This window comes from Kribbella sindirgiensis, from assembly GCF_004331435.1.
Lineage (GTDB): Bacteria > Actinomycetota > Actinomycetes > Propionibacteriales > Kribbellaceae > Kribbella > Kribbella sindirgiensis.
Genome location: NZ_SJKA01000008.1, coordinates 155,696 through 168,175, shown reverse-complemented (window position 1 = coordinate 168,175; position 12,480 = coordinate 155,696). Strand labels below are relative to the sequence as shown.

9 protein-coding genes are annotated in these 12,480 nt (G+C 67.1%); 8 read left to right on the top strand and 1 reads right to left on the bottom strand.

Translation table 11 applies throughout. The features are described 5' to 3' along the window. Positions 1-25 precede the first annotated feature (25 nt). Positions 26-628 carry a TetR/AcrR family transcriptional regulator gene (locus tag E0H50_RS24130; RefSeq protein ID WP_131292356.1) on the top strand — a complete coding sequence of 201 codons (603 nt, stop codon included), beginning with the start codon at positions 26-28 and terminating at the stop codon, positions 626-628. 169 nt (positions 629-797) lie between these two features. On the opposite strand, the gene E0H50_RS24125 is transcribed toward E0H50_RS24130, so the two are convergent. Then, positions 798-1,799, bottom strand: a complete 1,002-nt coding sequence (locus E0H50_RS24125; protein ID WP_165547275.1) for a LacI family DNA-binding transcriptional regulator — start codon at positions 1,797-1,799, stop codon at positions 798-800. Positions 1,800-1,999: 200 nt separating this feature from the next. Between E0H50_RS24125 and E0H50_RS24120 the strand changes: the two genes are divergently transcribed. From E0H50_RS24120 to E0H50_RS24090, 7 genes are all read left to right on the top strand, one after another. Beyond that, positions 2,000-5,350, top strand: a complete 3,351-nt coding sequence (locus tag E0H50_RS24120) for an alginate lyase family protein (RefSeq protein WP_238151186.1) — start codon at positions 2,000-2,002, stop codon at positions 5,348-5,350. Between the two features lie 49 nt (positions 5,351-5,399). Then, positions 5,400-6,413 (top strand): LacI family DNA-binding transcriptional regulator, encoded by a 1,014-nt coding sequence (locus E0H50_RS24115; protein WP_131292350.1) that lies wholly within the window; start codon positions 5,400-5,402, stop codon positions 6,411-6,413. A 142-nt stretch (positions 6,414-6,555) separates the two neighbouring features. After that, positions 6,556-7,800 (top strand): polysaccharide pyruvyl transferase family protein, encoded by a 1,245-nt coding sequence (locus tag E0H50_RS24110; protein WP_165547273.1) that lies wholly within the window; start codon positions 6,556-6,558, stop codon positions 7,798-7,800. Further along, positions 7,800-8,786 (top strand): ABC transporter permease, encoded by a 987-nt coding sequence (locus E0H50_RS24105; protein WP_131292346.1) that lies wholly within the window; start codon positions 7,800-7,802, stop codon positions 8,784-8,786. The genes E0H50_RS24110 and E0H50_RS24105 overlap by 1 nt, the downstream gene beginning before the upstream one ends. Then, entirely contained in the window at positions 8,783-9,733 is a 951-nt protein-coding gene (locus E0H50_RS24100; protein ID WP_131292344.1) for a carbohydrate ABC transporter permease, read from the top strand. The genes E0H50_RS24105 and E0H50_RS24100 overlap by 4 nt, the downstream gene beginning before the upstream one ends. A gap of 36 nt (positions 9,734-9,769) precedes the next feature. Then, the gene (locus E0H50_RS24095) at positions 9,770-11,398 is read left to right on the top strand and encodes an extracellular solute-binding protein (RefSeq protein WP_131292343.1); all 1,629 of its coding nucleotides are present in this window, start codon (positions 9,770-9,772) and stop codon (positions 11,396-11,398) included. Beyond that, entirely contained in the window at positions 11,395-12,480 is a 1,086-nt protein-coding gene (locus E0H50_RS24090) for an alginate lyase family protein (protein WP_165547272.1), read from the top strand. Before E0H50_RS24095 ends, E0H50_RS24090 begins: the two co-directional genes overlap by 4 nt.

Genomic DNA, 12,480 nt, shown 5'->3' with positions numbered 1-12,480 from the left:
GCGGTCAGTCTTTTATGCTTTCCGGGTGACTGTCAAGAGGCTGCGGGAACGGCAGGCGGAGGCAACCCGGGAGCTGCTGGTCGGGATCGCGCGCGAGCGGTTCGTCGAGCAGGGCTACAAAGCGACCGCGATGGACGACATCGTCCAGCGCGCAGGTCTCGCGAAGGGCGCTCTCTACCACCACTTCAGTAACAAGGACGCGCTGTTCAAGGCGGTGTACGACGTGGTGCTGGACGAGACCGCTGACGCGGTGATGGCCGCGGCCTTGGCCGAGGAGGATCCGTGGGCCGCGGTACGAGCGGGTCTGTCCGCGTTCCTCGATGCTTGTCTGCGCCCGGCGTTCAGGCGGGTCGTGATCATCGACAGTGTGACCGTGATGGCTGCACGCGCCTGGGACAGCGGCACCGAAGGCGTCGAGTTGCCAATGCTGCGGACCGTGCTGACGCCGCTGGTGGCCAGCGGTGCGTTGCCCGGTGTCGCACTCGACGCGCTGGCCCACCTCGCGCTCGGCGGTCTCTACGGCTCAGCCCTCTACATTGCCCGCGCCGACGACCCCCAGGCCGCCCGTGCCGAGGCTGACGCAGTGCTTGACGTCGTCCTGCGCGGCGTACGGGCGGCGACCACCTGATCAGTGCGCACCTCGCGACGGCGGCGGAACGGCCGCGGCGTACATCTTCTTGAGTGAAGCGCTGCGGTGACGTATCGTGATGTCAGCTTGGTGTCGGGATTCGAGCTTGCTGGTTGTTGACGAACCGCGCTGGCGAGATGCAGTCGGGTGCTGCGTCGCCGGTGGCTGGTCAGGTGTTGGTCAGGGTTGTTGCTGAGTCTCTGATGATGAGTTCGGGCTCGGGGGTGGTGATGGTGCCGCTGGTGTGGGGGTTGCCTGCCATTAGGTCGTAGAGCGCGTGGACGCCGGCTTGGCCGAGTTCGTACATGGGCATTCGGACTGCGGTTACGGCTGGGCGTAGGTGTTGCATTAGGGCTACGTCGTGGATGCCGACGACTGACAGCTGGTCGGGTACGGCGATGCCTAGGTCGTGGGCGGCGGCCAGGACTCCGACGGCGCTCATGATGTTGTTCACCACGAGCGCGGTCGGGGCGGCCGGCAACTGGAGCGCTTGGCGTAGGCCGTCGGCGCCGGCCTGTTCGCCGAAGCCGGTGGCCAGGTGCGGCGCCGGTTCCAGGCCGGCCTGCTGCATTTCGTGCTGATACCCGAGGTAGCGCTGCTGGAACGCGTGCCCGGGAGCGCCGCCGATGAAGGCGATCCGGCGATGGCGCAGGTTGAGCAGGAACCGGGTCGCGATCTCGCCCGCGCGGCGGTCGTCGATGCCGACCCACGGGTGGTGCTGGTCGTGGTCAAGGCTGAGAATCGGCTTGGGGTGCGAGCGGAGCTCGGCCATCACGTCGTCGTCGTACAGCTGGTCGTCCCGGATCAGGATGCCGTCGACGGTGCCCTGGCTGAGCAGCCGGGTGACGAACTGGCTGCTCGAGCGCATCGTCTCGGCGTCGCCGAGCAGGACTGTCCCGCCGTGCTCGGAGGCGGCCCCGTAGACACCGCGCAGCAGGTCGGCGTAGACGGGATTGTCGAGCTTGTGGAGGATCAGCGCGATCATGCCGGTGCGGTTCAGTCGCAGGGACCGGGCCGCTTGGTTGGGCTGGTAGTCGAGGTTCTCCATGGCCTGGAGGACCCGCGCGCGGGTGGCCTCGCTCATCCGGGTGTGGGTCGTGCCGTTCAGCACGGCCGACACCACCGCGACCGATACGCCCGCTGTGCGGGCGATGTCCCGTTGCGTTGTCACGCATGCCTCCTCGAACCGTTGACGTAACGTCTCAACCAAGCCTACGGTGAATTAACGATACGTCACCTAACTGGCCTCGGCTCGGACTCAGCGAGAACTCTCACGTGTCATGAGGAGATGGGATGCAACGAAGACATCTTCGGCGGAGCACTCGCCGCCGTGTCCGTGCGTGGGCTGCGACGACAGCCGCGGTGGCTCTGATGGTGGCGGGGCTGTCGCCGGCCCGGGCCGCCACGACCGGTATGTCGGATCTCGGTGAGCTGCTCGACCTGACACGTCCGGGGCTCGCCCGGGTCGCGGCGGAGCTTGCCGCCGGTGATGAGGCGGGCGCCGCCGCCGAGCTCAAGGCCTACTACGCAGGCCGCGCGGGCATCGAGTACCCGGGTGTCGGCGGGGGAGGGGGAGGTGACGCGACCGCCGACGAATTGGCGGCAGGGATCTTCCGGTTCGGCACCGTGACCCGTGACTTCTACAACGACGCCGAGCAGCGGATCGACGTGGACTGGGCGGACCTCTGGGGCGGGACGGAGACCATCCCAGGGAGCGCGCAGGTTCTGATGAGTGACTTCACGTTCATGTCGACGCTGACGAGCGCGTATCTGAAGGAGAGCGACCCGCGGAAGCGTGCGGAGTACGCGTCGGCGTGGATGGACATCTCACTGGACTTCTTCGCCGACAATCCGAGCTGGCCGCAGAACCGCAACCTTTCGGGCGGCAAGCGGCTGGCCCAGCTCGTCAGCTCGTTCTCCGTGTTCCGGACGGAGCCGAGCATCGACGCGAACGACCTCGTGGCGTACCTGTCCGGCGTGCACGCGACGACGGATCGCCTCGCGAGTGTGCTGCAGATCCACGTCGGAAACAACTGGTACGTCTCGATGGCCCGCTCGATCTACGTCGCGGCCGTCTATCTGCCCGAGTTCTCGGGATCCTTCACCTGGGAGCCGTTCGCGGTGCGCTCGGTCGAGCGGTTCCTGCGCGCCTGGGTGAAGGGCGACGGCGTGTACCGCGAGCCGACGTTCAACTATCAGGCCTACGTGGCGGATCTGATCAACACGATGATGGACGTAGCGGGTGCCAACGGGCGAACGCTGCCCGCCGGGGTTGTTCGGTCCGCGGATTGGATCGCGGATGCGCTGTTCGCGACCCGTATGCCGAATCTCGAGACCGCGCTCGTCGGGGACTCTCCGAACACGGACGCAGGCGAGAGCGCGATTCGGAAGACCGGTGAGCGCAACTCCTGGTCCGACTTCACCTGGGTCGCCTCCGGGCGCACCGAAGGGACCGCCCCGACGCTGTCGTCCACGGTGTTCCCGATCAGCTATGCGGTCCAGCGGTCCGGGTGGGACGCCAACGCCCAGTACATGCTGATCAACAACCAGAACTCCAGCTATACGGCCTCGCATCGGCATCCCGACGACCTCAGCCTGGTGATGGCGGCGTACGGGCGTCCGTTGATCGTCGACCCCGGAGCGGGGGACTACAGCGCGACACCGACGAACGACTGGATGCGCCGCACGACCGAGGCGCACAACACCGTCGAGGTCGACGGCCAACCGCAGCCCGCCGGCCTGCCCCGCTCGACGTCGCTGTGGCGCTCGAACGCGGGTCTCGACATCTACCGCGGTAAGACACAGGCCTACCGGCCGATCGCGCACGATCGCGTCGTCTACTTCGTCAAGCCCGGCTTCTGGGTCGTCTCCGATGACCTGACGGGTGACACCGGCACGCACGACTACCGGCAGCTCTGGCACTTCCCTGGCGATCCTGTCACCGTCGACCCGAACACGAACGTCGCCACGGTCGGGTTCGACACGGTGCCCGGCGCCCCACCGGTTGCCGGCGTACAGCTGGTCCCCGTGGCCTCGGCCGGCGCCGACCTCACGTCGAACGTCCACAAGAACGGCGCCGTGCGCGTGGGCGAGCAGGTTCTCACCGACGTCGACTACCTGTCGTACGACTGGTCCGCCACCGGCGCTACGGGAGTGGACACGGTCGTGGTTCCCGGCAAGGCCGGCGCCGCGCCGTCGGTCAAGGCGTCGCGCATCGAACTGCCTCAGGTGGATCACGCCGTGGCCAGCGCGATGAAGATCGACCTGCCGAAGGCGACCGGCCGCTTCTACTTGTCGCGCGAGGCGATTCCCTCGGCCAGGCAGTTCGGCGACGCCGCGACCAACGCCGAGACCGCCTACCTCGAGCGTGCCAAGGGCGGCGGGCTGACGCGGTACGCGCTGACCCAGGGATCGTCGCTGGTCGACGACGGGGACACCGTCGTCAAATCCTCCGGAGTTGTGTCCGACATCAGTGTGGAACTGAAGGGCGCTACCGCCCAGATCTCGCTCGGGGACCCCTTCACCGGCACCCTCACGATCAACGCGCCGAAGGCACGCGCGGTGAAGATCAACGGCACCCCGACCGCGTTCACCCGCACCGGCAACCTCGTCACCGTCTCGGCCAAGGCAGCTTTCGCCCCGAAGCCGTTGCTCAACGAAAAGTTCACCGACACGAGCCTGGACAGCACCGTCTACGACTTCAATAGTTCCTTTGACGGCTGGACGCCGGTGCAAGGCACCTGGGAGCTCGGCGGCGCGCAGCTGGTGCAGACCTCGGGCACAGACACGCAGTCGTTGGCGGTGCAGCAGGACGTACCGGATGACGTGATCGTGACTGCCGACATCGTTCCGGGGACAAGAAACCAGACGACGGCAACGACCGGTCTGGCGTTCCGGTATCACGACTCCCGCAACTACTACCGGGCCGATGTCGTCAGTACGTCGGGTGGCGCGAAGCTGCAGCTCGTGAAGGTTTACAACGCGACGTCTACCGTTCTCGCGGAGACCGAGCTGCCCATCACCGCAGACAGCGCGCACGCGCTGACCGTGTCCGCAGTCGGGAAGCATCTGATCGCCACAGTGGGCAACACGTCGATCTCCGCAGACGACGCGCAACTGCCGACGGGTGGCGCCGCCGTCTCCACGCATGGCCGGGCCGCGGCCTTCGACAACATCACGATCAAGGAAGGGCTCGACCAGGCCAATTGGCGGGGTATCGCGGGAAAGGCATCGGTCAACTCGGGCCAGTTGACGCTCACGCCTACCGATGGCAGGGCGCACGTCCTGGCCGACTCGACGCTGCCGTCACGCTTCTCCGAGACGTGCGACTTTGCTGCGAAGGCCACGGTCACGATCAACGGATCCGTCGGTACGGCGGGCATCTCGCTGCGAGACACCTCGGACTCCTATGGGTACCGGATCCACCTCGGCAAGACGAGCCAGGGAACGCAGTACGCGAGTATCGTCCGCGAGGCTCACGCGTCGGGTCCGGTCACGGTGGGCACGGTATCCCTCAGCAACCCGTTGACAGGTCCCGTCGAACTCGGTGGAGCGATCCAAGGTGACCGCATCACCGTCACGCTGAACGGCGTTCAGATCCTGGAAGGTCGCGACACTGTTGTCCGCAACGGCGGCGTCGGGCTCTACGCATCCACGGAGAGCACGTTCGAGAACGTCGCTGTCGCACGCTCCTGCGAGCGACAGCGCGTCCGTCCGGACTGAACTTCGCGGCCGGGGCCAGTTGGGAGGTGGACTTCGTTAGGCTGGCGGCATGACCACGCTCAAGGACATTGCGAAGCGGGCCGGGGTGTCCACGGCCGTGGTTTCCGCGGTGATCTCCGGGGCTCGCGGCAACGTCCGGATGAGCGAGGCGACCCGGCTGCGCGTCGAGCAGGCGATCCAGGACACGGGCTATCGCGTCAACCACGCCGCGCAGTCGCTGCGACTGTCCAGATCGGGAGTGATCGCAGCGGTGGTGCCGAAGATCGCGAACCCGGTCTTCGAGTTGGCGATTCGTGGCATGCATACGGCCGCCGAGGAACACGGTGACGTGCTCTTGCTGGCCGACGCGCTGTGGATCGAGCCGGGCAGCCACTTGATGAGCCGGATCGTCGGCACGGGCATGGTCGACGGGGTGTTGTTGCGGTCCACTCAATGGGGGACCGAGACCGCCGAGGAACTCACCAAGCGGTCGATCCCGTACGTGATCCTGCAGAACCCGCGACCGGACGACTCCGTGTCGGTGTGGATCGACGACGCGGCCGGGATCGGTCTGGCCACGACGCACCTGCTGGGTCTCGGGCACCGCCGGATCGCACTGGTCGGCGGTCCCGTTGTCCCGATCGCCAGCACCGCCCGGGTCGACGGCTACCGCTCGGCGTTGCGGGCAGCGGGCGTGCGCTTCGACCGGTCGCTGGTCAAGCAGGTCGGCTACGAGCCGTCGGACCTCGCGGCCGCGACGCGCGAGCTCCTGGGCTCGGCCCGGCCACCGTCCGCGCTGATCATCGACAACATCGTCGCGGCACCGGGAGCGATCGCGGCGGTGATCGATCTCGGCCTGCGGATTCCCGACGATCTGTCGATCGTCGTGTACCAGGATCTGCCCATCGCGGACGCCATGCGGCCGGCACCGAGCACGGTCCGGATGCCTGTGCAGCAAGCCGGAATGCGCGCCTATACGACCCTGCGCCGGTTGATCGACGGCCGCCGCGTCCAGTCGGCACTGGTGACGCGACCGGCGCCGAAACTGATCGATCGAGGATCGACAGCACCGTACGCCGGCTGAGCGCCCACCTGTCGAGAAGTCACGATCGGCGCACTCGTCGGGTCTTGATTAACCGATGAATCATCGGCATGATGCTCGCCTAGTAGCTCCGAATCGACCGTAAAGCCCACCGATGCTCGGGATGGGCTGGACAGGGATCCTCATGGTTCACGTCGTTCTCGTCTCCGGCTGGCAAACCGTCAACATCGGCGACGTCGCCCATACGCCGGGCGCGCTCCGGGCCTTTCAGCGCTACGCACCGGAAGCGAAGCTGACGCTGTGGGCTCGCAGCATCGACGAGAACGTACGGCGGATGCTCGGCCGCTACTTTCCGGACGTCGAGATCGTCGAGGACCGCGTCGTGCCCGGCGAGGCGCTCAGCCCCGCGCTGGAACGGTTGTTTGCCGAAGGCGACCTTTTGGTCCACGGGTCGGGGCCGTCGCTCGTTGCGCAGGTGGAGGTCGCCGAATGGCATCGGCGGACCGGAAAGCCGCACGGCGTTTTCGGGGTCACAGTCGATCCGCTCCGGCCGTACGGCTCGACGCTGGCGCGGGCGGCGAGCATGATCAGCGCGATCGACGGTGACCTGCTTACCGAGCACCAGCGCGAGGTACTCGACACGGCCGCGTTCGTCTACTGCCGGGACTCGTTGACCGAGCGGTTCCTGGCCGGCCAGGACCTCGGGGCGCCCACCATCGCGTTCGGTCCGGACGCGACCGTGATGTTCGACGTGGTCGACGACGGCGACGGCCAGGCGGTTCTCGCGGAGTACGGGTTGAAGCCCGGTCGCTTCCTCTGCGTCGTACCGCGGCTGCGTTTCACGCCGTACCACCAGATCCGGAACTACCCGCCCGCGGCCGAGGATGTTCGCCGGACGGCCTACAACGCGGGCTATCTGAAGTCCGACTTGGACGTTCTGCGGCAGACCGTGATCGGATGGGTGCGAGCCACTGGCGAGCCGGCGCTCGTCGTGCCGGAGATGAGCTATGCGATGGAACTCGCCGAGGCCGAGTTCGCGGGGACATTCCCTGCCGACGTGGCCGACCTGGTCCACATCTTGCCGCGGTTCTGGGACCTGACCGAGGCGGCCGCGGTGTACCGCCAGGCCGGCGCCGTCGTCAGCATGGAGTGCCACTCACCTCTGATCGCGTTGGCGGAAGGTGTTCCGTCGGTCTACCTGCGGCAGCCGACCGACACGATCAAGGGCCAGATGTACAACGATCTCGGCCTGCCGTTCGTCGAGTTGGGACCTGGGGCCGACGTTGCGGCCGGGCAACTCCTGCGGAAGATCGCCGACGACCGACCGGCCGCGGCCGAAGTTGCGCGGCAGGCGCGGGACGGCGCGCAGGAGCGCGTGCGGGGGATGGTCGAGGCTGCCATCGCAGCGGTCGGCAGCAGGATCCGCTGATGTCGTCGGGGACCAAGGTGCGGCCGAGGGCAGGCGCGGATCCTGTTGCGCCTGCCGCCCGCGAGACACGTGTCCGCGGACAGCTCGCGGCCCGATGGCATCGGGACCGGGTGCTGCTCGTGCTCGCGGTACCAGGCGTGATCGTCCTGGTTCTGTTCCACTACCTGCCGCTGCTGGGTAACGTGATCGCCTTCCAGGACTACCAGCCGTTCCTCGGGATCAGCGGATCGGATTTCGTTGGCCTGAGCAACTTCTCGGTCATCTTCGACGGTGACCCGGAGTTCCTGAACGCGCTCGTGAACACCTTGGTCATCACGATGGTCCAGGTGCTGTTCGTGTTCCCGTTGCCGATCGCGCTGGCCCTGGTCCTCAACTCGATGCTGAACGAACGAGCCAAGCGGCTGACGCAGTCGATCCTCTACCTGCCGCACTTCCTGTCCTGGGTCATCGTCGTGGCGTTGTTCCAGCAGATGTTCGGCAACGGCGGAATGCTGAACGAGTGGCTGCGTTCCGCGAACCTGGGCACCTTCCAGATCGTCGGCGTACCGGAGCTGTTCAAACTGCTGATCACGTCGCAGGTGATCTGGAAGGACACCGGCTGGTCGACCATCATCTTCCTGGCCGCGCTCTCCAAGGTCGACCTGAACCTGTACGAGGCCGCCGCGATCGACCGGGCCGGCCCGCTTCGGCAGCTGTGGCACGTGACGCTGCCCGCGATCCGGCCGGTGATCGTCCTGCTGCTGATCCTGCGGCTGGGTGATTCGCTCACGGTCGGTTTCGAGCAGATCCTCCTGCAGCAGGGTCCGGTCGGCGCGCAGGCTTCCGAAGTGCTCGACACCTACGTCTACAACAACGGGATCATCGGCGGGAACTGGGGTGTCTCGGCCGCGGTCGGCCTGGTGAAGGGCGTCGTCGGCGTGGTTCTCGTACTCGGGGCGAATCGGCTCGCCCACGCCATGGGGGAGCGGGGGGTGTACTCGAAATGACCGGACTACTGGAGACGACCGCGGAACGCCGGGCTCGGCGCAACCGTCGACCGGCGTCGGACGACCGGCCGGCCTGGATGGGGCGGCAACCGCACTGGGCGACCGCGGCCCGCGGTGGACTGCTGACCGTGGCCTGCCTCGCGGTGATCGTCCCGTTCGTCGCCGTCGTGATGACGAGTCTGGCGCCGCAACGCGACATCAGCGCGCGCGGTGGACTTGTCCTCTTCACCAGCGATCCGTCGCTCGCGGCGTACCGTGCCGTTCTGTCGGGAGGAGTGGTGACGCGGGCCCTCAGCGTGTCGGTCGTGGTCACCGCTGTGGGCACTGTCCTGTCGCTGGCCTGCACCATCATGCTCGCGTACGCCCTGTCGCGGCCGGGATCGCTGCTGCACAAGCCGATCCTGCTGATGACGCTGTTCACCCTCTTGTTCAATCCGGGCATGATCCCGATGTACCTGATCGTCAAGCAGCTCGGCCTGATCGACAACCTGGCGGCGTTGATCCTGCCGGTGGTGGTCAATGCCTTCAACGTGATCGTGATGCGGTCCTTCTTCCTCGAGCTTCCCGGTGAGCTGACCGAGTCGGCGAAGATCGACGGGGCCGGCGAACTCCGGATCCTCACCTCCGTCGTCCTGCCGCTCTCGAAGGCCGTCGTCGCGGTGGTCGGCTTGTTCTACGCCGTCGCCTACTGGAACGCGTTCTTCTCTGCCCTGCTCTACCTGCCGTCGCCGGAGAAGTGGCCGCTGCAGCTGGTGCTGCGAACGTTCGTCGTGAACCAGACACCGCTCGGGACGGACGAGCTCTCGGCGGCGACTGAGTCGCTGCCACCCCAGGCATCGATCCAGATGGCGATTCTGGTCATGTCCGTCATCCCGATCCTGATCATCTACCCGTTCATCCAGAAGCACTTCAGCAAGGGACTTCTGATCGGCGCCGTCAAAGGCTGATCGACCGGACGCCCGCCATGAGGAGGGACCGTAACCATGGATGCGCTTTCGCGCCGTACGTTGCTCAAAGGGCTGTCTGCGGCGGCCGTTGCCGGCGCCGCCGGATCAGCTCTCGGCTGCTCCGCCAAGACGACGACGGGAACCTCCGGCCGAATCGGAGCGGACATTCTCCCGACGTTCGCCCAGGCCGGGAACGCCGAACCCGCGCTGAAGAGCGCGAGTCCGCTCGGCATGAGCGGGTACTTCGAATACCCGCCGAATCCCGTCGCGTCAGTCAGCAAGCCTCCGCTCTCGGGTGGCCAGATCTCCGCCCTCACCTACACCTTCGACCCGGTGGCGCCTGGCAAGTCCGACAATCCGCTGTGGCAGGAGGTCGACAAGCGACTCGGTGGAAAGCTCGACATCACGTACGCGCCGGCAGCTGACTACGCTCAACGGTTCGCGACGACCGTGGCCGGCGGAGACCTGCCCGACGTGGTGTCGATCTACGGCTCGGTGCAGCAGTTGCCGGCGTTGCTGAAGGCAAAGTTCACCGACTTGACCGAGTACCTGTCGGGCGATGCCGTCAAGGACTATCCGAACCTGGCGGGTCTGTCCACCGACGCGTGGCGCAAGACCGTGTACGGCAACGCCCTGTGGGGAGTACCGATCGCCCGGGTGCCGATCCCGTCGGTCGCCTGGATCCGCGCCGACCTTGTCGCCGGTACCGGACTGCCCGCGCAGCCGAAGGACATCGGAGAGTTCAAGGCATTGCTGAAAGGGCTGACCAACGAGCGCAAGTCCCGCTGGGCCTGCGGCGATCCGGGCAGCACCCTGACCATGATCGCCGCTTCCCTGGGCATCCCGGGCAGCTGGAGCGAGGACGGCGGGAAATTCACCTCCAACATCGAACTCGAGCAGTACGAGAAGGCGCTGGCCGACACCCGCGAACTGGCCGACGCCGGCGTCTTCCATCCGGACGGCCTGGTGGCGTCCAACAACCAACGCAACGACTGGTTCACCAACGGGACCACCCCGATCGTCTTCGGCGGGTACGCCGGCTGGAGCAAGTACGAGATGTGGGGAGCCGAGGTGCCGGGCTTCAAGCTCGGGTCTCTTCCGATGTTCGGGTACGACGCGGCGAGCAAGCCCGTGCACCCTCGGGGGAGTGCGGCTCAGGCGTTCACCGCCGTCACCCAGGCCGACCCGGACCGGGTCCGCGAGGTGCTCCGGGTCCTCGATTGGCTCGCCGCGCCGTTCGGGTCGTCGGAGTACCTCCTGCGGAACTTCGGGATCGAGGGCCAGACGTTCAGGTTCGAGGGCAAGGACCCGATCGTGAACTCGCGTGGCCAGAATCTGCGGCTGGTGCCGTTCGGGTACGTCGCCGGCCCGACCCTGGCCATCTACGACCCGGGCCGGCGCGATGTCGCCCAGGCCCGCTTCGACTACCAGGAGGCCGCGCTGCCGATTCTCGCCCCTGATCCGACCCAGGGCCTGTACTCCGAGACCGATGCCGCCAAGGGCCTGCAGCTGGGCAAGGACCTGACCGATACGCGGAACGGCATCTTGGCCGGACGTGCACCCGTGTCGAGCTGGAAGGCGGCCGTGACCAAGTGGCGCAACGGCGGCGGCGACAAGATCCGGGCCGAGTTCGAGCAGGCCTTCTCGGAGGCGGGACCCAAGTGAGACGTCAGCTGGTGACCCGGGCCGACGAGTTCCTGGCCGGCCGGCCGTATTCCATCCTCGACCGGGAGCCGTCGGACTGGGCCGGAGACGCCCACGACTACTACTCGGTCGGCAACTACTCCTGGCCGAATCCGGAGACAGCCGACGGTCTGCCGTACATCAGGGTCGACGGCCGGCGGAACCCCGATGCGTGGAGCGATCGCTACGACAAACGGCGGTTCCGGCAAACGGCCGCGGCCGTCAACACCCTGGTGCAGGCCCACGTCCTGACCGGCGAGGCGCGCTACGCCGACGCCGCGGTGGCACGTCTCGAACGCTGGTTCCTGGACCCGGCGACCGCGATGCGCCCCAACTTCGCTCACGCGGCCGCGCTGCCGGGCCGGCACGACGGTGCGGCGATCGGGCAGATCGAGGCGACGCTCCTGACCGACCTCCTGGATCACGTCGACCTGCTGGTGAGGGCCGGCCGATTCGCCGAAGGTCTCCCGCTCCTGCAGGACTGGTTCGCCGAGTTGGCCAACTGGATGCGGTCGAGCGAACTCGGCCGGCAGGAAGAACTGATGACCAACAACCACGGAGTGTGGTGGGACGCGCAGGTACTGCGCTATCTGCAGTTCGTCGGTGATCGGACCGCGCTCACCGAGATCCTCGATCGGTTCGGCATCCGGCTGCGCCACATCGCTACCGGCGGCTCGCTCCCGAGAGAACTGGCTCGTCCCGACTCGTTGCTCTACACCATCTACTGTCTCCGAGCCTTCGCCGTGTGCTGTCGAGTCGCAGCCGCCGAAGGCCGCGACCTCTGGAACGCGCCCGCCGAACCCGGCTACGGCAGTCTCCGCGACGCGTTCCACTTCTGGGCCGGCCACGCGAACGACGACCGCCGCTGGATCTGGCCCCGGCAGCCCTCGGATCTCGACCGAACCGCTCTGTGGCTCGCCGACGAAGCCGCCGCCGTCTACCAGACGCCAGGCCTCAAAGCGTTCGCGGAAACCTTGCGAAGGCAGGATCTACCCGACCCCGAGATCCCGGCCACCGCAGCCATGGAACCAGCCATGGAACACATCCCGACCGGTAAGGAGTGA